This window comes from Serratia sp. K-E0102 (assembly GCF_029962625.1).
GTDB lineage: Bacteria > Pseudomonadota > Gammaproteobacteria > Enterobacterales > Enterobacteriaceae > Serratia > Serratia sarumanii.
In genome coordinates, this window is the sequence record NZ_CP124754.1 from 3,467,796 (window position 1) to 3,490,214 (window position 22,419).

A 22,419-nucleotide genomic window follows, 5' to 3' on the forward strand; every position below is an offset into this window, starting at 1 on the left:
TATGGCCACTCCTTTGCTCGCTATTCAGGATCTCAGCATCGCCTTCCGCCAGGGCGACACCGTCACGCCGGTGGTCAACGAACTCTCGCTGCAAATCGCGCCGGCGGAAACGCTGGCGCTGGTAGGGGAATCCGGCTCCGGCAAAAGCGTCACCGCCCTGTCGATACTGCGCCTGCTGCCCGCGCCGCCGGTGGTTTACCCTGCCGGCGACATTCTGTTCAACGGCGATTCGTTGCTGCATGCGCCGGAAGCGGCGCTGCGCAAGGTGCGCGGCAATCAGATCGCGATGATCTTTCAGGAACCGATGGTGTCGCTTAACCCGCTGCACACCATCGAGAAACAGCTGGCGGAAGTGCTGATGCTGCACCGCGGCCTGCGGCGCGATGCCGCGCGCGCGGAGATCGTCGAGTGCCTGGAGCGCGTCGGCATCCGCCAGGCCAAAAGCCGGCTGCAGGACTATCCGCATCAGCTGTCCGGCGGCGAACGCCAGCGGGTGATGATCGCCATGGCGGTATTGACCCGCCCGAAACTGCTGATCGCCGACGAACCCACCACCGCGCTCGACGTCACTATCCAGGCGCAGATCCTGACGCTGCTGCAAGAATTGAAACGAGAGATGGACATGGGGCTGCTGTTCATCACCCATAACCTGAATATCGTGCGCCGCCTGGCGGACAACGTGGCGGTGATGCGCCAGGGGCGCTGCGTGGAGCAAAACGCCCGCGCGCGGCTGTTCAGCCGGCCGCAGCATCCTTACACGCAGCAGCTGCTGGCCGCCGAAGACGTCGGTGAACCGCTGCCGTTGCCTGCCGCGGCCAACGGGCGCCCCGGCGACGAACGGCCGCTGCTCAAGGTGGAGAACCTGCAGGTGCGCTTCCCCATTCGCCGCGGCCTGCTGCGCCGCACGGTGGATTATCACTATGCATTGAAATCATTGAGTTTCGAGCTGCGGGCCGGGGAAAGCGTGGGGCTGGTGGGGGAATCCGGCTCGGGCAAAAGCACCACCGGGCTGGCGCTGCTGCGCCTGTTGGCCTCGCAGGGCGCCATCTGGTTCGACGGCGAACCGCTGCACCCGCTCACGATGAAGCAGATGCTGCCCTACCGCAGCCGGATGCAAATCGTCTTTCAGGATCCCTATTCCGCCCTGAACCCGCGCCTGAACGTGCAGCAGATCATCGCCGAGGGGCTGGAAGTGCACCAGCAGCTTAGCGCCGAGCAGCGGGAACAGCGCGTGATCGAGGTGTTGCAGGAGGTCGGCCTGGATCCGCAGCTGCGCCACCGCTATCCCACCGAGTTTTCCGGCGGGCAGCGCCAGCGTATCGCCATCGCGCGCGCGCTGATCCTGCAGCCGCAGCTGCTGATCCTCGACGAACCGACCTCTTCGCTGGATAAATCGGTGCAGGCGCAGATCCTGACGCTGCTGAAATCGCTGCAGCAACGCCACCGGCTGGCTTATCTGTTCATCAGCCATGACCTGCAGGTGGTGCGTTCGCTATGCCACCAGGTCATCGTGCTGCGACAGGGAGAAGTGGTTGAACAGGGAGACTGCCGGGCGATTTTCGCGGCGCCCGCCGCCGACTATACCCGTCAACTGCTGCAGTTGGCGGATTAGCGGCGAATTCAGAAGGGGTACTGCGCGCTGAGCGGTTCGGCGATCGCGGCGCCGACGTTTTTCAGGCGGCACATGGTGGCGCTCTCGTCGCTGCGCTGCACGAACAGGCAAGGTTCTCCTTCCCATTCGACAATCGCGCAGTCGACCTGAATCTCCTGCAGCGACAGATTGAGCTGTTGCATTACCTGCCAGGCCTCGGCCCCTTCATGGCTGAGCAACTTCAGCCCAATCAGGTTGTTATCTTCGTCTATTCCGTTAAACGGAATCGGTTCGACCTTCACGCCGGTGAAACCGGATAGCCAACGATAACTTTGCGGCAAGCGATGCACTACCGAAAGTTGGATACTCTCCACATGAAATCCCTAGTTTGAAAAGGTGAAACACTTTTACCTGACAGGGTTACTAAGTTATAGCCGTTGACTCCCGACTCTGCCGCGCACAAATGTTATTTAAATGTAAATTTTGCCGCAAACCATTAACCTGACCCCGTGCTTGCCGATGCCGCGCCATTTTTTTGGCGCACCGTGCGGTGTTATTTCACGGCATTTTGCGACTCAGCTCGCATTTTTGCGTTATATGTAACCCTTTCCCGCAGCGATCTCAACTCTTTTTTCTTGCAATGCGACTACTTTTCCGTCGCCATATTTTTACATTGAAGAAACATTTCACCCGCCACGTTAGCGCAGCCTCTCCTGCTAATGCCTTGATTTACATCAATCCTAATACAAACCACTCGCGCGGCGCAGCCGACAGAACGCCGCGCCTCCCGGGGAATATCGGGCGGCACGATGGCGGAGTTTTTTAACAAAAAGCACACAGATGGGAAAATTACCGATTAATTAGCAGGCATATATTTAGCAACAAATTATTCATTGCCGGTTGCACCCTGAAATGGCAGGGCGCAACCCCATGACGCTGCGGGGCGAAACGCCCCGAGTCGGGAGAACGTCAGGCTGCGCGATCGCGCGGCCGACTGGCGTAAACGTAGAACAGCACCGCCACGATGCTGCACAGCGCCATCGAGGTGACCATTGGCCAGGCGCTTTTGCCCGGCGCCATCGACAGCACCGCCCCCACCAGCGCGCCGATGCTGAAGCGCAACGTGCCGGCCAGGGAAGACGCGGTGCCCGCCATATGCGGAAAATCATCCAGGATCACCGCCATGGCGTTGGAGGAAATCATCGCGATGCACCCCAGGTAGACCGCTACGCCGATCACCAGCGCCCAGAAGCCCAGGCCGACGGCGCTTACCGCTAGCAGCCACAACCCCATCGCCAGCTGCACCAGCAGCCCCAGCTTGAACATCTTGACCGCGCCGAACCGCCGCACGTTGCGGCTGTTGATCAGCGTCGTCAGGAACAGGAAGACGATGTTCAGCGCAAAATAGTAGCCGAAGTGCTGCGGCGAAACGTGGTTCAGTTCGATGTAGACGAACGGCCCGGCGCTGAGGAACGAGAACATGCCAGCAAACGAGAAGGCGCTGGCCAACATGTAGCTCAGCACCCGCTTGTGGCGGAACAGCGAACCGAAATTGCCCAGCGTGGTGCGCAGGTGGAACCGCTGACGCCGCTCTTTCGGCAGCGTCTCCTTGATGAACAAGGCCACCAGCAGTGAACCGATCAGCGCCGCGGCGCCCATGGTCCAGAAGATGGCGTGCCAGCTGAACCACAGCAGCAGCGCACCGCCGATCATCGGCGCCAGCAGCGGCGCGATGGTCATCACCAGAATGACGAACGACATCATGCGCGAGAACTCATCCTTGGTGAACATGTCGCGCATCAGGGCGTTAATCACCACGCTGGCGGCGGCGGCGGCCAGACCGTGCAGGAAACGCAGCCCGATCAGCTGATCGATAGACTGCGCCATGGCGCAGGCGCAGCCGGCGATGGCAAAGATCAGCGTTCCCCACAGGATCACCGGCTTGCGGCCGATGCTGTCCGACATCGGCCCATAGAACAGCTGCCCGAAGGCAAAGCCGAGCATATAGGCGCTGAGCGTCATCTGCACGCTGCCGGACTCGACGCCAAACTGGGCGGCGATCACCGGCATACTGGGCAGGTACATGTCGATCGCCAACGGCATCAACATGGACAACAGGCCCAGAATGAAAATCAAACCGAGATGAGAGGTTCGGTTCTGTTGCACGTTCCACGACTCCTTAATCGGCCGCAATCAATGATCGGTTATCAGTCCTGCAGGTGCGGCGCGCCCACGCTGGCGATCTCTTCTTCGGTCAGTGGGCGGTATTCGCCCGGCGCCAGATCGTCATCCAGCACGATGGCGCCGATGCGCTCACGGTGCAACTCGATCACCCGGTTGCCGACGGCGGCGAACATCCGCTTCACCTGGTGGTAGCGCCCTTCGCTGATGGTCAGGCGCACCACGCGCTCGTCGACCTGCTCCAACGTCGCCGGCCGCGTCAGATCTTTCTCGTTGTGCAGTTGCACCCCTTCGGCGAAACGCTGCGCGGTGTCTTCCGCCAACGGGTGCTCCAGCGTGACCAAATAGGTTTTCTCGCAGTGGTGGCGCGGCGACGTGACGCGGTGCGACCACTGGCCGTCGTCGGTCATCAGCACCAGCCCGGTGGTGTCGATATCCAACCGCCCGGCGGCGTGCAGCTTGTACGCGACCGGCTCATCGAGGAAATACAGCACCGTCGGATGATCGGGATCGTCGGTGGAGCAGACGTAGCCCTGCGGTTTGTTGAGCATGAAATAGCGCGGGCCGTTCTGCTGCTGCAGCGGATTGCCGTCGAACGCCACTTCTTGCTCCGGGGTCAGTTTGATCGCCCCGCTCTTCACCACCTCACCGTCAACGGTGACGCGTTTAGCCCGAAGTTCGCGCGCGACCAGCGCACGGCTGATGCCTAACTGCTGAGATAAAAACTTGTCCAATCGCATGGGATCTGCTTTGCCTGTCGTTGTTATGATCGCATTGATCGTATTGCCAAAATATGACGCCCGCCGTTGCACCGGGTGCAAATGGCAGGTTCAGGGGGGAAATCGCGTGGGGGAACAGCGATTGCTGTCACACGAGTATAGCGGCACAACGCGTTGCCCGACAGGGGTAATTTTCACGCTTCTCGCACCGCGCGCGCGCAGAAGGCATAATAATGGAAATTTTTCGGCCGCCCGGGGCGTAAAATGTCACGCTTTCTGTGGGAACAGAGGTGACAAAACCGCTTCCCGGCGGCCCATTCCAACCTACGGCGTTCATTTATGGCCTTTACCCTACGCCCCTACCAACTGGAAGCGGTCGAAGCCACCATCAATCATTTCCGGCGGCACCCCGAACCGGCGCTGATCGTGCTGCCGACCGGCGCCGGCAAAAGCCTGGTGATCGCCGAACTGGCGAAGCGCGCCCGCGGGCGGGTGCTGGTGCTGGCGCACGTCAAGGAACTGGTGGCGCAAAACCACGCCAAATACTGCGCCTACGGCCTGGAAGCGGACATCTTCGCCGCCGGCCTGCAACAAAAAGAGAGCGCCGGCAAGGTGGTGTTCGGCAGCGTGCAGTCGGTGGCGCGCAACCTGCCGCTGTTCGACGGTGCCTTCTCGCTGCTGATCGTCGATGAATGCCACCGCATCAGCGACGACGACGACAGCCAGTACCAGCAAATCATCCAGCATTTGCAGAAAACCAACCCGCAGCTGCGGCTGCTGGGGCTGACCGCCACGCCCTATCGCCTGGGCAAAGGCTGGATTTACCAGTATCACTACCACGGCTTCACCCGCGGCGACGGCGCCAGCCTGTTTCGCGACTGCATCTACGAGCTGCCGCTGCGCTATATGATTAAGAACGGCTTCCTGGTGCCGCCTGAGCGGCTGGACATGCCGATCGTGCAGTACGATTTCAGCCGGCTGGAGGCCAGAAGCAACGGCCTGTTCAGCGAAGCGGATCTGAACCGTGAGCTGAAGCGGCAAAACCGCGTCACGCCGCATATCATCAGCCAGATTGTAGAGTACGCCCAAGATCGTAAAGGGGTGATGATCTTCGCCGCCACCGTCGAGCACGCCCGCGAGATCCACGGCCTGCTGCCGAACGGCGAGGCCGCGCTGGTCAGCGCCGAAACGCCGCCCGCCGAGCGCGATGCGCTGATCGAGGCGTTCAAACAGCAGCAGCTGCGCTATCTGGTCAACGTAGCGGTATTGACCACCGGCTTCGACGCGCCGCACGTCGATCTGATCGCTATTCTGCGCCCGACCGAGTCCGTCAGCCTGTATCAGCAGATCGTCGGCCGCGGTCTGCGGCTGGCGCCCGGCAAGGAGGATTGCCTGATCCTCGACTACGCCGGCAACCCGCACGATCTGTTCACGCCGGAGGTCGGCGTCAGCAAGCCGCACGGCGACAGCCAGCCGGTGCAGGTGTTCTGCCCGGCCTGCGGCTTCGCCAACCTGTTCTGGGGCAAGTGCACCGAGAATGGCGACATCATCGAGCACTACGGCCGCCGCTGTCAGGGCTGGCTGGAAGACGACGACGGCCACCGCGAACAGTGCGATTACCGCTTCCGGTTCAAGAGCTGCCCGCACTGCGGCGCGGAGAACGACATCGCCGCGCGCCGCTGCCATCAGTGCCAGGAGGTGCTGGTCGATCCCGATGACATGCTGAAGGCGGCGCTGAAGCTGAAAGACGCGCTGGTGCTGCGCTGCGGCGGCATGGAATTGCAGAGCGGCCGCGACGACAAGGGCGAATGGCTGAAGGCCACCTATTACGACGAGGACGGCACCAGCACCAGCGAGCGCTTCCGCCTGCAGACGCCGGCGCAGCGCAAAGCGTTCGAAATGCTGTTCCTGCGCCCGCACCAGCGCGCGCCGGGCGTGCCGTTCGCCTGGCACACCGCCGCCGACGTGCTGGCGCAACAGCAGGCGCTGCGCCATCCGGATTTCGTGGTGGCGCGCAAGCGCGGGCAGTTTTGGCAGGTGCGCGAGAAAGTGTTCGATTATCAAGGCCGTTTCCGCCGCGCCAATCAGTTGGCCTGAGCGAACGGCCCTCAATCTGGGCAGGTTTTCGTTGCCCTGCAGGCGGCTTTCCGTTAAAATGCCGCGCGCTTTACCTGGGCCTGCCCAGCGTTAAAGCGGAATTCCGAACTTGCTACTTGGGTCGCCTGTAGCAGGGTAAATTTTCTTTTAAGAGAAAAAACAATGTTCACTATCAATGCAGAAGTACGTAAAGACCAGGGTAAAGGTGCGAGCCGCCGCCTGCGTGCAGCAAACAAATTCCCAGCTATCGTTTACGGTGGCAAAGAAGCTGCAGTTTCCATCGAATTGGACCATGATTCTGTCAAGAACATGGAAGCTAAACCAGAATTCTACAGCGAAGCAGTAACTCTGGTTATCGACGGTAAAGAAACCAAAGTTAAGGTTCAGGCTGTACAGCGTCACCCGTTCAAGCCAAAACTGGCTCACATCGACTTCGTTCGCGTTTAATCGCTACGTTTTCGAACCTTTCGGGACGCCGAAATAAAGAACGCCGCAATTGCGGCGTTTTTTATTGTCTGCGATTCGGCGCGCTTACTTGCCGCTGCCGGTCCGGCGCTGCAGCTGATCGCGCAGATTCGGCGGCGTACCTCTGATGGTCAGCGTGTCGGTGGCCGCATCCCAGAAAATGCGCTCGCCCAGCAGCATGGCGTCGAAGTTCAGGCTGATACCGCCGCCGCTGCCGGCGAATTTGGTCAGCTGGCGCAGCGTGCCGCGATCCGCCGGGAAGCTTTCTTCCAGCTCATACCCTTGCTCGCTTGAGAACTGCATGAAGTCTTTCTCGCCGACCGGCGACAGCTCCTGCGACAGCGCCTGCAGCTCAATCTCTTCGCCCGCCTGCAGCTGTTCGTTGCAGTAGCTGTACACCTGCTGGCGCACTGACTGGCGCTCGTTCTTGTCCAGCTGCGCATCGGCGCAGTAGTCGTCCACCGCCTGCAGCAGCCCACGGTTTTGCGCCTTGGTGTCCAACCCTTCGGACGCCGCCAGGAAATCCATGAAGAAGTCGGCGACCTTGCGGCCCACGCGCCCGCGCAGGAAGGTCAGGTAGCGGGTCGATTCCGGGTTGGTTTCCCATTCGGTCAGATCAATGCGCGCGACGATATCGGCGTTGTTGATGTCCAGATAGTGCGTGGTGTTGATATCCAGCTCTTCGTTGACGCGCATGCTGTTACGGCTGTTCAACACCGCGATCAGCAGATACTCCACCGCCAGATAACGGTATTGGCCAAACAGCACCACGCCGCCTTCGGCGAACGGATACTTCGCCAGTTCGTCGCGCAGGCGGCCAGTCGCCGCGCGGCTGAAGGCCAGAAAGTCCTTATCGTCCTTGCGGCAGGTGCGCAGCGCTTCCGCCAGCTCGCTGCCTTCGTTGAACAGGCCCAAGGCCTTGCTCTTGGCGCTATAGACGCGATGCAGTTCCGTCATCATTTCTTCCACCGCCGCGTTGGTGGGAAGCAAGGAATCGCGCAGCACCACGTCCAGCGTTTGCTCGTCGCGTTTCACCAACTGGTGCAGAGCGATCTGGTCGATATCCAGACTCATGGTAAATCCTCCTGTTCTTTAGGCGCGTATTCAAACACTGAAGGCCCCGCCCTGCAATACTAAAAACCGCGGCAAACCGGAAAGGCGCTGCGAGGGGCAGCCCCGGCGCGGGCGAACAATTTCCCGAATGACAGGAAGTGATAAAAGAGCGGAAAATCACTGCCCTATACGGTAAGATAGGGCACTTTGCAGATTACTAAGCGCAATTTTATGCCACAATCATCCCGTTACAGTGACGAACACGTTGAACAACTGCTCTCAGAGCTGGTCAATGTTCTGGAAAAACACCATACCCCCACCGATCTTTCCCTGATGGTGCTGGGCAATATGGTCACTAATTTGATCAACACCAGCGTTGCCCCCGCGCAGCGGAAAACCCTGGCGAGATCGTTCGCGGAAGCCCTGCAGGCTTCTGTCCGTGAAGATAAAGCACATTAATATTGACTTATGGTGACAAACCGTCAGCGTTATCGTGAAAAAGTCTCCCAGATGATCAGCTGGGGGCACTGGTTCGCCTTATTCAACATTTTGCTCGCCCTTGGGCTGGGCAGCCGTTACCTGTTTGTCACCGACTGGCCCGCATCCCTGCTGGGCCGGGTTTATGCCTTTGTCAGCCTGCTGGGGCATTTCAGCTTTATCGTGTTCGCCGGCTATTTGCTGGTGATCTTCCCGCTCACCTTCGTGGTGATGTCGCAGCGGCTGCTGCGATTTATTTCCGCCGCGCTGGCCACCATCGGGCTCACGCTGTTGCTGGTCGACAGCGAAGTGTTCTCCCATTTCCACCTGCACCTCAATCCGGTGGTGTGGGATCTGGTGGTCAACCCGGACCAAAGCGAACTGTCGCGCGACTGGCAACTGATGTTCATCTGCGTGCCGGCGATCTTCCTGGTGGAGATGCTGTTCGCCACCTGGAGCTGGCAGAAGCTGCGCAGCCTGAACCGCCGCCGCTTCGGCAAACCGCTGGCGGCGCTGTTTATCAGCGCCTTTTTCGCGTCGCACCTGATTTACATCTGGGCCGACGCCAACTTCTATCGCCCGATCACCATGCAGCGAGCCAACCTGCCGCTCTCGTACCCGATGACCGCGCGCAAGTTCCTCGAAAAACACGGCCTGCTCGACCAGCAAGAGTATGAGCGCCGCCTGATGCAACAGGGCAATCCGGAAGCGGTGGCGGTAGAGTATCCGCTCAGCGATCTCAGCTACGGCGATAAAGGCAGCGGCTATAACCTGCTGATGATCGTGGTGGACGGCATTCGCGCCAAAGACGTGACGCAGGACATGCCGGCGCTGACGCGCTTCGCCCAGGAAAACGTGCGTTTCAGCGATCATTACAGTTCGGGCAACCATGCCGATACCGGGCTGTTCGGCCTGTTCTACGGCATTTCCCCGACCTATCTGGACAGCGTGCTCGCCGGCCGCAAGCCGTCGGCGCTGATCGCTGCGCTCGGCGATCGGGGCTACCAGCTGGGGCTGTTCTCCTCCGATGGCTTCAACGCCAGCCTGTACCGTCAGGCGCTGTTGACCGACTTCTCGCTGCCGACGCCGGCGCCGCAAAGCGACGCGCAAACCACGCAGCAATGGCAGCGTTGGCTGGCGGATCAGGGTAGCAAAGAGCCGTGGTTCTCCTATATCAGCTTCAGCGGCGCCGAGGCTGTCGAAGGCGACAAAACCCCGGCGCCGGCAGACTTTATTCGGCGCTATCGCACCGGCGCGCAAGACGTGGACGCCCAGATAGCCCAGGTGCTGGACACCCTGAAACAGCGCGGCCTGCTGGATAAAACCGTGGTGGTGATCACCGCCGAGCACGGCGTCGAGTTCAACGACAGCGGCAAAGGCCAATGGGGCGCCGGCACCGGCTTCAACCAGGCGCAGCTGCAGGTGCCGTTGGTGATCCACTGGCCGGGCACCCCGGCGCAGACCATCAGCAAACTGACCGGCCATAACGACGTGATGCGCACCCTGATGCAACGATTGCTGCACGTGAAGACCGCGCCGAAAGACTATTCGCAGGGCGAAGATCTGTTCACCGCCCAGCGCCGCAACGACTGGATCGCTACCGGCGATGGCAATCAGCTGGTGATCATCACGCCGACGCAGACGCTGATGCTGGACAACAGCGGCAACTATCGCGTCTACGATCAGAACGGCGATGAAATAAAAGACGAGAAACCGCAGCTTGCTCTGCTGTTGCAGGTACTGACCGATGTAAAACGCTTTATCGCCAACTAACTGCTTAAAACTAAAGCAATCAAGTGGTGAGGCGCTTGCATTAACATCGGGAATCGGTAGTATGATTTTTCATAGCGTCGGCATGTAGCGCAGCCTGGTAGCGCACCGTCATGGGGTGTCGGGGGTCGGAGGTTCGAATCCTCTCATGCCGACCAAATTCAAAAAAACCTGCTGTTACAGCAGGTTTTTTTTCGTCTGCACACTGAGAGGATGAGAATCTCCGAAGGAGGTTTGAGCCGAACGTAGTGAGACCACGTTGCTTTAGCAACGGCCCGCAGGGCAAGCATCGAAGATGCGCATAATCCTCTCATGCCGACCAAATTTAAGAAAACCTGCTGTTACAGCAGGTTTTTTTTCGTCTGCCGTTTACGCGGAAAGTTTGACGATCGCCGCTGGAATCCCCTGGCGCACCGCCGCACCGGTCACCCAGTCCAGCCAGGTGTTCGGCACTTCACGCGTCGGATCGGCAAACCCCAGATCGTTGAGATTGATGCCGGCGGCAATGCGCTTATCCATCGCCAGCGGCTCGCCGTCCAGGTAGTGCTGGCTGGCGCCCATCTCCCGGTGGCCGTAGCCGTGTTCCACCGCGATCACGCCGGGCATCACCCCCGCCAGCAGACTGATCTGCGCCTCCCGGCTGCCGCCCGGGGTGCTGATGCTCACCCAATCACCGTGTTGAATGCCGAAACGCGCCCCGTCCGCCGGGTTCAGCGCCACCAGGTTCACCGGCTTCACGTCGTGCAGGCGCCGGATCACCGCGGTGGAGCTGCTCATCACATTGGATTTGAAGGACATCAGCCGCAGCGGCCACTGCCGCTCAGGGTAGAGTTCTTCCACCGCGCGGCCGTCAGACAAACGCGCCGGGTAGCAGGTTGGGCAGCCGCTGAAACGCTCGCCGGTAATCGCATGCCGGTGCTTCGCCACTTCCGCATTCCAGATCTGCAGCGGCTTCTCCCAGCGGTTGCCCACGCTGCCGTCGCGGCGTCCGCTGTCATGACCGGCGAAGCGGCCGCCGCGGCTGTAGATAAACGCCACGCGGCCGATCTCATCGGCGCGCAGCGTCTGCGCAAGCTGCGGCAACAAGCGATCGACGCCGCTCAGCGCCAGCTCTTCCTCCCTCACGGCCGGCACCGGCGCCTTGCCGGCAAACGCCACGTTGGCGGCGGCGCGCAGATAATAATCCTCGGCGCGGTTGAGCGGCAGCAGCCCGCCCCGGCCGTCGCCGATAGCGCGATCGCCGAACCCCGGCAGCGCCAGGCGTTTGGCGACGGCGATGCAAAACGCCTCCATGGAGATCGGCTGCCCTTGCGCCGTTTTCGCGGTCGCCGGCGTCACTATCGGCCAGCGCGCAGTGGTGGCCTTGCTGGCGACGCCGCCCCAGGGGGCGCTGAATCCCCAGCTCTCAAAGTTATGGGTGTCCGGGACGATATAGTCGGCCAATGCCGTCGTTTCGTTGATAAACGCATCGATGGCGATAAACAGCGGCAAACGCGCCGGATCTTTCAGCCGCTCTTCCGCCACGCCGCGCAACCCGGCGATACCGTACAAGGGGTTGGTCATGTTCGAGATCCAGGCTTTCAGCCCGTACGGATATCCCGCCAGCGCCGACGTCAGCAGCTCGGTCAACTGCCCGGCGACGAACGGATACCAGGGCGCCCTGGCCGGCCAGGGCGAAACGCCCGCCGCGACTTTTTCGCGGTATTCGTCGGAGGCTTCATAGGCGGCCTTGCTGCGCGCGATATTCAACCCCTTCGGTTTTACCAGGCCGGGAAACTCGACCAGGTTATAGCGCGGCCCCTCGGCGAAACCGTTGAATTTGCCGCCGCCGACGAACACCCCGCCCGCCAGGCTCAGGTTACCGATCAACACGTTGAGCATCATCACCGACCAGGTATTGTAAAACCCGTTCGCCGCCATCATCCCGCCATGGGCGATCACCGCCGCCTTGCGCCCGTGGGCGGTAAAGGCCTCGGCCAGCGCCGCGATGCGCGCCACCGGTACGCCGCATTCCCGGCTGTAGGCTTCCGGCGACAGCTTGTCGGCCGCCTCTTTCAGACACTGAAAGCCGCTCTTCACCGCCACCTGCGCGCCGTCGTGCAGCGTCACCGTGCGGGTTACCCACAGCTCGGCGCTGTCGCACGTCTCGGCCGCCACCAGTTCCCCCGCGCCGTTGACCACCAGCGGCGACGCCGACTCCGCGCCGTTCAGATGGGCCAGCGTCAGATGCTGCCCCGCCAACGGGTGCTCGCTCTCGGCGATCACCAGATGCGTGGCGTTGGTCCAGCTCTTCTCGCCGACGCGTTGCATGGCCGCCTCCGACGGGATGGCGAGATAACCGGCCTGATAACGCCGATTGTCGAGGATCCAACGGATCATCGCCATCGCCAGCGCCGAGTCGGTGCCCGGCAGTATCGGGATCCAATGGCCATGATCGTCCGCCAGCGTGGTGGTCAACGGCAGCGCCGGTGCCACTACCGCGTAGCGGAATTCGCTGCGCAATCTGGCGCTGGCCAACTGCCGGGCCTGACGCTTGAACGGGTTGCCGGACTGCGCCGGCGAGGTGCCCATAAACAGCGCGAATTCGACCTGTTCCCAGTCCGGTTTCACGTGCGGATTCTTGTCCAGATCGTTCATCAACGCGCCGGAACCGGCGCGGTAGGCCAGCCCGCAGTAAGCGCCGTGCGCGCCGAAATTTTTGCTGCCGAAGCTGTTCTGGGCGAAGCGCCGCAGGAAGCTGTCGCGCCCGTCATCACCGGCGTTGGTCACCAGCAGCTGGTTGGCTTTCGGCCCCAGCCCCGGCTGTCGGGCATCGATCGGCGTTTCCAGATCGCGGATCGCCCGCAGGCCGTCCACATGCCCCTCGCCGAACAGATCGCCGCCCTCCACCACTTCGGCGATCAACTGCTCGAAGCTGATGCGCTGCCACTTTCCCTCGCCGCGCTTGCCGACGCGCTTCATCGGCTCCAGCACGCGCAGCGGGCTGTAAAGCCCCTCCAGCAGCGTAGCGCCCCGCGCGCAGGCGGTGGAACGCGCGTCGAGGCCGCTCTCCCCGCCCAGCTGCGCCAACGCGTCCTGCAGCGGCAACGCAGAATCGAGGTGCCGCTCCTGAGACAGCGGATGATACGGGTTGCCGGCGATACGCAGTACCCGGTCGGTCTGCCTGTCCACCCGCACCCGCACGCCGCATTGCGTCCAGCAACCGAAGCACTGGGTCATCGAGATGGCCTGCTGCGGATTGCCTTGCCATTCCGGCACCGCCCGCCCTTCGGGCAGCAGAGAGTTGCCGTTGATGCGATCCAGAGTCACGCGCCCTGAGGTGCCGTGAATCAAACCGTCGATCGCCCGTTTGGCGACCTCGCGATAGCTCAGGCCGAAAGCGGACAGCCCGCCGAAGGCCAGGCCCACTTTCAACCACTGACGCCGGGTGAGTTTAGCCATGTTGTTTTCTCCGCAGTAAAAACGCCTGTGCTTCACGCACCATGATCATTAACGCCAGCCACAGCCCGAAGGTGCCGACGATCGCCAGCAAGCCGTCGGTACCAAGCGGCAGACTATAGGGGGAATAAGACGCGTTGTATTTCGGGATGGTTTGCACCTCAATCAACAGCGTCCAGCGCATCAGCCAGCTCAGCCCCAGCGCGCCGGCCACCAGCAGCGGCGCGCCGCCGCGCGGCAAACGTCGATAGGCCGCCCAGGCGGCGCACGCCAGCGCCAACCCCCACAGCGCGATCCAGCCGGCAGCATACTGACGCGCCGTCGCCGTCGCCTGCGTCTGCAGCCAGTGGCGTACCGCCGCGCCGGATAGCGTATCGCCGCATACCCACAGCAGGATCGCCCCGCCGAGCGGCAGCAGCGTCAGCAGCATCCCGCGCGCCAGCGGCGCCTGCAGGCCGGGCCGTTTGCGCATCGCCAACAGCAACAGAGCCAAGAGTGCCTGCAGCGCGCTGAGGAACATCACGATCGGAAATGCGTAGCTGAACCAGATTGGGCGCGCGCGCACGACGGAAACCTCGCGCCCGGTGTACAACAGCAGGCCGATAGCCACCAGCGCGCAGGCGGGCGCGATCCCACGCAGCAGCGCAACCGGTCTGCCCGTCAGTCGCGTAAATTCAATCGCGATAAACCACAGGCCGATCAGCAAGGTAAACAGCGGCAAGAACAGCGCGCCCCACGGCATCCACGACCAGGGCGTCGGGTAGGCGTAAAAATGCCAGAAACGGGCGGTTTGATGCAGATCGGCGGTCAACGCCAGCGGCGCGGTGATGGCGCACGTCAGCCCGATAAACAGCGCCGCGCGCTCCAAATGTGCGGCGTTGTCTCCACCGCGCCAGCGCCACACGCAGGCCAGCAACGCGGCGCAGGCGGCAATGCCGATAAAGAAGAAATATTGCACGGCCCACGGCAGCCAGCTCACCGCCTGCGGCTGGCTCAAAACCTCTGCGATCATCAGTTGGCGGCTCATCGTCCCTCCCCCCATAAGACGACCTGCGCCCGCCCCGGCAGCGGCGTGACGAAGGCGTCATCCAGCCCCAGATAAAATACGTGGGGCGCGGTTTGGTTCTCCGGCTTGAGGACTTTGATCTCGGCCTCGTGACGCCGCAGCAGCTTGCTCAGCGTGCTGTGCGGATCGCGCATATCGCCGATGATCCGCGCCCCGCCCACGCACGACTCCACGCATGCCGGCAGCAATCCCGCCTCCAGCCGGTGTACGCAGAAGGTGCATTTGTCCGCCGTTTGGGTGGCGTGATTGATAAAACGGGCATCGTACGGGCAGGCCTGCACGCAATAGGCGCAACCCACGCAGCGTTTGTTGTCGACCACCACGATCCCGTCCTCGCGCTGGAAGGTGGCCTGCACCGGGCACACCGGTACGCAGGGCGGGTTGTCGCAGTGGTTGCACAGCCTGGGCAGCAGCACGTTGGTCGCCACCGCTTCGCCTTCGAGACTGACCTGGTACTGGTTTACCGTAGTGCGAAACTCCCCGTGCGGGGTCTGGTTTTCAATGGCGCAACTGACGGTACAGGCCTGGCACCCGACGCAGCGCCGCAGATCGATCAGCATCGCGTAGCGGCGGCTGGCATCCCCCTCGCGCCGCGTCGGCGCTAACGTCAGCCCGGCCTCCGCCACGGGGATCAGCGAAGCCCCCGCCGTCAACACGCCCAGCCGCTGCAAAAACTGCCGTTTACCGAAATCCATGCGCCTCTCCCATGCCCTGGGCATCATCCCGATCACGCTATTGATGCCCGTTAGATGAATAAACAATGTCGATGATTTACAGTGTAAAAATGACATTGGGCTCAGCTCTATTGTGGTTAACCACATACCGAACCCAACGTTGATCTAAAACAAGTGGCGGCAGGCAAATTGCCCATCAGGAGGGGCCGTGAGGGTCGTGTTATTACTGCTGTTCAGTCTCGGCTGGGGGATGGCGGCACAGGCGGGCGAGTGGTCGGTCGGCGTGCTGGCGATGCGCGGCGATGCGGCGACCGAGCGTGACTGGCAGCCGCTGATCGACAGGCTCAACGGCAGCGTCGGCGGAGAACGCTTCCGCCTGCGGCCGCTCGATCTGGCGCAGATGCGCGAAGCGGTCAATCGGGGCAGCGTGCAGTTCGTGGTCACTAATCCGGCGCAGTTTGTGCAGCTGAACAGCCACTATCATCTGCGCTGGCTGGCGTCGTTGCGCGCCGCCAACGGCGATCGGGCAACGGGCAACATCATCGGCAGCGTGATTCTGGTGCGGCGCGACAGCGGCATTACGACGCCGCAGGCGCTGATGGGCAAAACGGTGGGCGCCATCGATCCGCAGGCCTTCGGCGGCTATCTGACCGGCTATAAGGCGCTCAGCGACGCTGGCATACGGCCCGAGCGCGATTTTCACCTGCGCTTTACCGGTTTCCCTGCCGACGCCCTGCTCTATCTGTTGCGCGAGCGCGCCATTCAGGCCGCCATCGTCCCGGTCTGCCTGCTGGAGAAAATGGGCAAGGAAGGCCTGATCAACCCGGCGGATTTTCGCCCGCTGCTGCAACAGGCCACGTCGGCTCCCTGCGTCACCAGCACGCCGCTTTACCCCAACTGGTCGTTCGCCGCCCTGCCCGGCCTGGATAACTCACTGGTGGATGCGGTGGCGAGAGCCTTGCTGACCGCACCGCCCCAGTCTCCCTTCCTGTGGGGCGCACCGGCCTCGACCAGCGAGGTGGAAGCGCTGCTGCGCGCCGTCAATCAGCACCCGGAACAGCGGCGGCTGTGGCTGGATATCAAGAGCTGGCTGATCCAGCATCAGACGGCCGTCGGCCTGTCGCTGGCGCTGCTGGCGCTGCTGATCGTCAACCATATCTGGATCGCGCTGCTGGTACGCCGACGCGGGCGACAGCTGCTCCGCGCCGACGAGCAACTGCGGCGGCAGGAACGGGCGCTGGAAAACGCCAGGCAGCTGAACGTACTGGGGGAGATGGCCTCCGGCTTCGCGCACGAGCTCAACCAGCCGCTGGCGGCCATTCGCCACTATGCGCAGGGGTGCCTGATCCAACTGCGCAACACGGACGCCGGGCATCCGCTGCTGGGGCCGCTGGAAAATATCGACCGGCAGGCGCAGCGCGGCGGCGAGACGATTCATAACCTGCGCCAGTGGGTGCAGCCCACCGCGGAGGCGATAGACCAAACGCGCTGGCGCCCCACCGCGGTAAGCAAAACCGCCGAGCGGGTGTGGACGCTGCTGCGCCTGACGCAGCGCTATCCCGACCTGACGTTGTTCAATAACGTGGCGCCTTCGCTGACGCTAACCCTGCCGCCGGCGCTGCTGGAACAGTTGCTGGCGAACCTGCTGCTGAATGCGGCGCAGGCCGGGGCCAATGCCGTCTGGCTTTCCGCCGCCAAGAGCGAACGGGCGATAGAGTTGCATCTGCAGGACAACGCGGGCGGCATGACAACGGCCGGGCTGGAACAGGCTTTTCGCCCCTTCAACACCACCAAGGCCGGCGGCATGGGGCTGGGGTTAGCCATTTGCCGGCGCCTGGCCCGCTATGGCGGCGGCGAAATCCGCCTGGCTAACCGCCCGGCTCCCGACAGCCGCAACGGGCTGTGCGTAACGCTGCATTTCATATTGGATAACGAGGAAAACCATGTCGCTAATTTATCTGGTGGATGATGACGTCGCCGTCACCGACGCCTGCCATTTTTTGCTGACCAGCCTCGGCCACGGCGTGCAATGCTGGAATGACAGCGCCGATTTTCTGGCGCAGGCGGACCTGTTTCAGACCGGGATCGTCTTGCTGGACATGCGGATGCCGAAGCTCGATGGTCACCAGGTTTACGGGGAGCTGCGCCGCCGCGGCAGCACGCTGGCGGTGGTGTTCCTGTCCGGCCATGGCGACGTGCCGATGGCGGTTGAGCAGATGAAGTACGGCGCGGTGGACTTCCTGCAAAAACCGATCGCCGCTGAACCGCTGATCGCCGCCCTCGAACGGGCGCAGCAAGTCTCCGCCGAGGCCTGGCAACGCCATGAAACTTGCGGCCGCTACCGCACGCTCACGCCGAAAGAACGCGACATTGCGCAGCTGGTGGTGCGGGGCATGATGAACAGGGAAATGGCTGAGCGGTTGAATATCGCCCTGCGCACCGTGGAGGTTCACCGGGCAAAAGTGATGGAGAAAATGCAGGCCGCCAGCCTGGCGGAATTGGTGATTCAGCTGCAGGATTTACCGCACGCCGCGCAAGAATGAACGCATCATGCAAAATTCCGCGCCCCCTCTTGCCAACCGGTCTTCCTCAGGCCAGAATACTGTACATTAAATCAGTACTTACAGGTGAGTCATGTTTGTAGAATTGGTGTACGACAAACGCAACGTCGCTGGGTTACCCAACGCCGCCGAGATTATTCGCAACGAGCTGGAAAAACGCGTGCATGCACTGTTCCCGGAAGCTGACGTGCGCGTGAAGCCGATGCAGGCCAACGGCCTGAACTCCGACGCCAGCAAAAGCGATCGTGAGAAGCTGAACCGAATGTTGGAAGAGATGTTCGAAGAAGCGGATCAGTGGCTGGTCACGGATATTTGAACCCTATCTGATAGCCGGCTCGTCCACCGGCTATATTTCTGCCAGAATAAGCCACATCCCCCCCCAATCCCTCAGTGATAAATGCCCTAGGTTCCAAGCTCCGTGCGGCTGATAAAACCCCGGCTATAGGTTAATACCTATACTGTTTGTTCCTGCGGAAGTGTAAAGCTCATAACAAAAAGCCCCAGCATTGCTGCTGGGGCCTCTGTCATGGTGCCGGCTACCGGAATCGAACTGGTGACCTACTGATTACAAGTCAGTTGCTCTACCTACTGAGCTAAGCCGGCTGAATTTGGCGGAAGGACAGAGATTCGAACTCTGGGAGCTGTTACACTCGACGGTTTTCAAGACCGTTGCCTTAAACCACTCGGCCATCCTTCCAATGGGCGCTGATATTAGCGATACCGTTATGAAATGTCTATCGTTTTGATGCAAAAAAATGGCATGGGCGGCGCAGTTGCCTAAACTTCAGGCCTTAAACGCCTAAAAAATGAAAAGCCCCGCGCAAGCGAGGCTTTTTTGGTCGGCCGAAACGCGATTATTTCGGCTGAGAATCGTAGTCTGAACAGGTTTGATAGCCCTTGTTCATGACATGGCCCGTGTCGTTGTAGCTGACAAAGTACGTCTGCACCTTGCCGTCGCGCGGCGCCACCGCATAGGTGTCGCAGGTGCCCTGCGCATGGATCAGCGTGGCGGACGTCGACGGCGGACCGGCGATAGCCCGCACCTGCTGCTTGGTCATCCCTACTTTGACATCGCTGACCACCGGCTCATTGACATAACTGGCTGCGCGATCATAGGTGGTGCAACCGGCAAGAATGGAAAATACCGCCGCGGTGCCGACGGCCAAAACCAACTTCTTCGTCATAGCTTGTCCTCTTGGAGTGCATTTGTTGTTCCCTAAGTCTAGAAGCGGGAAGGCTTTTCTACAAATTCCCCTTTGTCGATCGGTGCGCTTTTGCACTCAAGAGGCCATCGCCGGCGTGCCAGCAGATTCAAAAACCGAAATCGCTCAGCGCTGGAATATCGTCCGGGCGCCGACCGAGCGGCCAATGAAAACGCCGATCCTGTTCGAGAATCGGCATGTCGTTGATGCAGGCATGACGGTTGATCATCAGCCCCTCCTGATTGAACTCCCAGTTTTCATTGCCGAAGCTGCGATACCAGTTGCCGGAATCGTCGCGCCATTCATAGGCGAAACGCACCGCGATGCGCGCGCCGTCAAACGCCCACAGCTCCTTAATCAGCCGATACTCCAGTTCTTTCGCCCATTTGCGTTGCAAAAAGCCGACCACCGCCGCGCGCCCGTCGACAAACTCCGCGCGGTTACGCCAGTGGGTATCGAGGGAATACACCTGCGATACGCGTTCGGGATCGCGACTGTTCCAGGCATCCTCCGCCAGCCGCACCTTCTCGATGGCGGATTCGCGGGTAAAAGGCGGCAATGGGGGTTTAATGCTCATGTTCATCTCCTGAGTGAAGGCATGTAGACAACTCTGTCTACACCTTTACGCTAGCGCAAGTAGACAGAGTTGTCTACAATCACTCGAAAATAGCCCCGGAGAAAATGATGACCGCCGATCTCAACGCCTTGCCCGCCCGCCAGCGCATCCTGCTGACGGCGCACGATCTGTTTTATCAGGAGGGGATCCGCGCCACCGGTATCGATCGCATCATCAAGGAATCGGGCGTGACCAAAGTGACCTTCTACCGCCACTTTCCCAGCAAGAACGATTTGATTACGGCGTTTTTGACCTATCGCCATCAGCAGTGGCTCATCTGGTTCAGCATATCACTGGCCCGCCATGTGGCGCAGACCGGCGGGTTGCTGCCGGCGCTGGTACCCTGCCTGGCGGAATGGTTCGACGATCCGCGCTTTCGCGGCTGCGCGTTTATCAATACTGCGGTGGAGATAGCCGATCTGCTGCCGGAAAGCCTGCACATCGCCGGCCGGCATAAGCGGCAGATGGCGGATGAACTGGCGCGCCACCTGCCCGCCGGGCCGCAGCAGGAACAGCGGGCGGCAATGCTGGCGATGCTGATCGACGGCGCCATCATCAGAGTGCAGATAGAGCAGCAACCACAGGCCGCGCTGCAGGTGCTGAATGCCGCGTTGGACATGTTGGCGCAAGGCGGGTTCGATCAGTAATTGGCCCAGATGCCCGGCGTCACCAGTTCCAGCAGGTGGGCGTCGGGATCGCGAAAATAAATGCTCTCCCCGCCGTGTTCCCAACGCATTCGCCCCTCAATCTCCACGCCGTTGGCCACCAGATGCCGTTCCCAGTGCGGCAGTTGCTCTTTCGCCACCGCCAGCCCGATATGCGCCGGCCCCACGCCATCGTGCGCGGGAATAAACCCGGTCGGATACTGCGCCCCGCGCAGCGAATCGCCCTCGATAAACAGCAACAGTACGCTCCGATCGCCGACGTTATAGGCGCGAAACCGTTCATTGGCGACCATTGCCGGCAGCTTCAGCACCTGCCGGTAAAAAGCGTCCGCGCGTTCAATATCGCTGACGTACAGCACCGTTTCGATCACCTTATCGATCTTGAGTTCCATATCACCTCCGTTCTGTTTGCTGTACTCACAGCGTAGGCCGAGCGGAGGCGATCCGAAGCGCTTCCCATGCCGACAACGGATCAATCCGTGCTTTTTACCGGCAAAAAAAACGCGGCCCGAAGGCCGCGCTGTGTCATTCACACGCTGGTGCTTAGAACTGGTAAACCAGGCCCACGGCAACCACGTTGTCGGTGTTGATGCCGGCAGCGTCGGTGAAATCGTTGTTGTCCACCAGGTTGATTTTGTAATCAACATAGGTAGACATGTTTTTGTTGAAGAAGTAGGTCGCACCCAGGTCGACGAATTTGACCAGATCTTGATCGCCGTAGTCCTTGCCGTTGCCGGCGCGGCCCAGGTCTTTACCTTTGGTCTGGTTATAGCCCACGAACGGACGCAGACCGAAGTCGAACTGGTAGTGCGCGTAGGCTTCGAAGCTCTGCGCCTTGTTGGCGTAGCCATAAACGCTGCTGTCGGAACTGCCGAAACGCGCCGCGTTGTAGGACTGGGTGAACATCACTGCCAGGTAGACGTCGTTGGCGTCATATTTCAGACCGCCGGAGTAACCTTCTGCCTTGTCGCCGCGGCCCATAATATTGCGGTACGCGCCGGCGCCGTTCTGCTCGCTGGTGCGGCGAGAGTTGAAGAAGGCGCCCGCGGCGCTGATGCCGTAGCCCATGTCATAGCTCATGGACATACCGTAGCCTTCGCCGTTTTGGCCCAGGACGTCACGACCGTTGTTGGTCTCTTCGCCGTTGCCGTTTTTACCCTGGTACTGCAGGGCGAAGTTCAGGCCGTCAACCAGACCGAAGAAGTCGTTGTTACGGTAAGTCGCCAGGCCGCTGGAACGCTGGAACATGAACTGGTCGGCGCCGTAGGTCATACCGTCGAACTCAGGCTGCAAGTCGGTATACGCCGCGACGTCGTACAGCACGCCGGTGTTACGGCCGTAGTCGAAGGAGCCATAGTCGCCGAATTTCAGACCGGCGAAGCCGTAACGGGTGAAGTTCTTGTTGTCCTGGTTTTCAGCGTGGTTCAGGTTCGCCTGATATTCCCACTGGCCGTACCCGGTCAGCTGATCGCTGATTTGCGTTTCGCCGCGCAGGCCAAAACGCATATAAGACTGATCGCCGTCCACGCCGTTGTTGCTGGAGAAATAGTGAAGACCGTCGACTTTACCGTACAAATCCAGTTTATTACCGTCTTTGTTGTAGATTTCCGCCGCGCCTGCTGTGCCTGCAACCAGCAGTGCGGGTACCATCAGAGAGAGTACTCGAAGTTTCATCGTTATTATCCTCGTTAATTATGTCGAGCTACGGCCACTGCCCTTTTCGAGCATTATTAGCACGACTGTGCATTACCATTCTGGTAACAAGGGTTATATTAATCCAGAAAGAAAATGATACCAAGTATCCGATAGTGTTTCAGTGTAATTAATAAAGGTTTCAAAATGTA

Annotated in this window: 20 protein-coding genes, 3 tRNA genes and 1 other RNA gene; 11 read left to right on the forward strand and 13 right to left on the reverse strand. The window is 61.0% G+C overall.

Going from position 1 to position 22,419, the window contains the following annotated elements:
* Position 1: 1 nt before the first annotated feature.
* A complete protein-coding gene (yejF, locus tag SSARUM2_RS16600) occupies positions 2-1,612 on the forward strand; it encodes a microcin C ABC transporter ATP-binding protein YejF (protein ID WP_047571257.1) in 1,611 nt (536 codons plus the stop codon).
* Between the two features lie 8 nt (positions 1,613-1,620).
* Here yejF and SSARUM2_RS16605 read toward each other — a convergent pair whose 3' ends face one another.
* From SSARUM2_RS16605 to rsuA, 3 genes are all read right to left on the reverse strand, one after another.
* Positions 1,621-1,965, reverse strand: a complete 345-nt coding sequence (locus SSARUM2_RS16605) for a YejG family protein (RefSeq protein ID WP_004935763.1) — start codon at positions 1,963-1,965, stop codon at positions 1,621-1,623.
* 595 nt (positions 1,966-2,560) lie between these two features.
* Positions 2,561-3,757, reverse strand: a complete 1,197-nt coding sequence (locus SSARUM2_RS16610; RefSeq protein WP_025303559.1) for a Bcr/CflA family multidrug efflux MFS transporter — start codon at positions 3,755-3,757, stop codon at positions 2,561-2,563.
* Positions 3,758-3,798: 41 nt separating this feature from the next.
* Positions 3,799-4,512, reverse strand: coding sequence for a 16S rRNA pseudouridine(516) synthase RsuA (rsuA, locus tag SSARUM2_RS16615; RefSeq protein WP_033648013.1), 714 nt, complete (start codon positions 4,510-4,512; stop codon positions 3,799-3,801).
* Positions 4,513-4,830: 318 nt separating this feature from the next.
* On the opposite strand from rsuA, the gene SSARUM2_RS16620 reads away from it, so the two are divergent.
* Together SSARUM2_RS16620 and rplY are read left to right on the forward strand one after the other, a co-directional pair.
* Entirely contained in the window at positions 4,831-6,588 is a 1,758-nt protein-coding gene (locus tag SSARUM2_RS16620; RefSeq protein ID WP_033635283.1) for a DEAD/DEAH box helicase, read from the forward strand.
* 162 nt (positions 6,589-6,750) lie between these two features.
* Complete coding sequence (gene rplY, locus SSARUM2_RS16625) at positions 6,751-7,035, forward strand: 50S ribosomal protein L25 (RefSeq protein ID WP_004935776.1); 285 nt, start codon at positions 6,751-6,753, stop codon at positions 7,033-7,035.
* Positions 7,036-7,119: 84 nt separating this feature from the next.
* Here the strand turns inward: rplY and yejK are convergent, their stop codons facing one another.
* The gene (yejK, locus tag SSARUM2_RS16630) at positions 7,120-8,127 is read right to left on the reverse strand and encodes a nucleoid-associated protein YejK (RefSeq protein ID WP_039565050.1); all 1,008 of its coding nucleotides are present in this window, start codon (positions 8,125-8,127) and stop codon (positions 7,120-7,122) included.
* Positions 8,128-8,337: 210 nt separating this feature from the next.
* Here yejK and SSARUM2_RS16635 point away from each other — a divergent pair, with 210 nt between their 5' ends.
* From SSARUM2_RS16635 to SSARUM2_RS16650, 4 genes are all read left to right on the forward strand, one after another.
* A complete protein-coding gene (locus SSARUM2_RS16635; RefSeq protein ID WP_004935782.1) occupies positions 8,338-8,565 on the forward strand; it encodes a YejL family protein in 228 nt (75 codons plus the stop codon).
* Between the two features lie 9 nt (positions 8,566-8,574).
* A complete protein-coding gene (yejM, locus tag SSARUM2_RS16640; RefSeq protein WP_060438464.1) occupies positions 8,575-10,356 on the forward strand; it encodes an LPS biosynthesis-modulating metalloenzyme YejM in 1,782 nt (593 codons plus the stop codon).
* Positions 10,357-10,434: 78 nt separating this feature from the next.
* Positions 10,435-10,511, forward strand: a tRNA-Pro gene (locus SSARUM2_RS16645).
* 34 nt (positions 10,512-10,545) lie between these two features.
* A non-coding RNA gene (locus tag SSARUM2_RS16650) (RtT sRNA) lies at positions 10,546-10,675 on the forward strand.
* A gap of 47 nt (positions 10,676-10,722) precedes the next feature.
* On the opposite strand, the gene ttrA is transcribed toward SSARUM2_RS16650, so the two are convergent.
* From ttrA to ttrB, 3 genes are read right to left on the reverse strand one after another with little or no spacing between them, the layout of a single operon-like run.
* Complete coding sequence (gene ttrA, locus SSARUM2_RS16655) at positions 10,723-13,794, reverse strand: tetrathionate reductase subunit TtrA (RefSeq protein WP_060452524.1); 3,072 nt, start codon at positions 13,792-13,794, stop codon at positions 10,723-10,725.
* Positions 13,787-14,818, reverse strand: coding sequence for a tetrathionate reductase subunit TtrC (gene ttrC / locus SSARUM2_RS16660; RefSeq protein ID WP_060430661.1), 1,032 nt, complete (start codon positions 14,816-14,818; stop codon positions 13,787-13,789). Before ttrC ends, ttrA begins: the two co-directional genes overlap by 8 nt.
* Positions 14,815-15,552 (reverse strand): tetrathionate reductase subunit TtrB, encoded by a 738-nt coding sequence (gene ttrB, locus SSARUM2_RS16665; RefSeq protein WP_060452523.1) that lies wholly within the window; start codon positions 15,550-15,552, stop codon positions 14,815-14,817. The genes ttrC and ttrB overlap by 4 nt, the downstream gene beginning before the upstream one ends.
* Before the next feature lie 229 nt (positions 15,553-15,781).
* On the opposite strand from ttrB, the gene ttrS reads away from it, so the two are divergent.
* From ttrS to SSARUM2_RS16680, 3 genes are all read left to right on the forward strand, one after another.
* Positions 15,782-17,500 (forward strand): tetrathionate respiration histidine kinase TtrS, encoded by a 1,719-nt coding sequence (gene ttrS, locus SSARUM2_RS16670; protein WP_225369085.1) that lies wholly within the window; start codon positions 15,782-15,784, stop codon positions 17,498-17,500.
* Positions 17,475-18,074, forward strand: a complete 600-nt coding sequence (gene ttrR, locus SSARUM2_RS16675; RefSeq protein ID WP_033648021.1) for a tetrathionate respiration response regulator TtrR — start codon at positions 17,475-17,477, stop codon at positions 18,072-18,074. The genes ttrS and ttrR overlap by 26 nt, the downstream gene beginning before the upstream one ends.
* 91 nt (positions 18,075-18,165) lie before the next feature.
* On the forward strand, positions 18,166-18,408 hold the full coding sequence (locus tag SSARUM2_RS16680) for a DinI family protein (protein WP_004935803.1): 243 nt from the start codon (positions 18,166-18,168) through the stop codon (positions 18,406-18,408).
* 211 nt (positions 18,409-18,619) lie between these two features.
* Here SSARUM2_RS16680 and SSARUM2_RS16685 read toward each other — a convergent pair.
* The 4 genes from SSARUM2_RS16685 to SSARUM2_RS16700 form a co-directional block, all read right to left on the reverse strand.
* A tRNA-Thr gene (locus tag SSARUM2_RS16685) sits at positions 18,620-18,695 on the reverse strand.
* A gap of 6 nt (positions 18,696-18,701) precedes the next feature.
* Positions 18,702-18,789: transfer RNA gene (locus tag SSARUM2_RS16690), tRNA-Ser, on the reverse strand.
* Between the two features lie 157 nt (positions 18,790-18,946).
* Complete coding sequence (gene osmE, locus SSARUM2_RS16695) at positions 18,947-19,276, reverse strand: osmotically-inducible lipoprotein OsmE (RefSeq protein ID WP_033635291.1); 330 nt, start codon at positions 19,274-19,276, stop codon at positions 18,947-18,949.
* Between the two features lie 127 nt (positions 19,277-19,403).
* Positions 19,404-19,871 carry a nuclear transport factor 2 family protein gene (locus tag SSARUM2_RS16700; protein ID WP_041036023.1) on the reverse strand — a complete coding sequence of 156 codons (468 nt, stop codon included), beginning with the start codon at positions 19,869-19,871 and terminating at the stop codon, positions 19,404-19,406.
* A 107-nt stretch (positions 19,872-19,978) separates the two neighbouring features.
* On the opposite strand from SSARUM2_RS16700, the gene SSARUM2_RS16705 reads away from it, so the two are divergent.
* Positions 19,979-20,557 (forward strand): TetR/AcrR family transcriptional regulator, encoded by a 579-nt coding sequence (locus tag SSARUM2_RS16705; protein ID WP_060438462.1) that lies wholly within the window; start codon positions 19,979-19,981, stop codon positions 20,555-20,557.
* Here the strand turns inward: SSARUM2_RS16705 and SSARUM2_RS16710 are convergent.
* Positions 20,551-20,967: a VOC family protein gene (locus SSARUM2_RS16710; RefSeq protein WP_033635296.1), complete on the reverse strand. Its 417-nt coding sequence runs from the start codon at positions 20,965-20,967 to the stop codon at positions 20,551-20,553. The genes SSARUM2_RS16705 and SSARUM2_RS16710 overlap by 7 nt on opposite strands.
* A gap of 151 nt (positions 20,968-21,118) precedes the next feature.
* Complete coding sequence (ompC, locus tag SSARUM2_RS16715; protein ID WP_033635297.1) at positions 21,119-22,249, reverse strand: porin OmpC; 1,131 nt, start codon at positions 22,247-22,249, stop codon at positions 21,119-21,121.
* Positions 22,250-22,419: the final 170 nt, after the last annotated feature.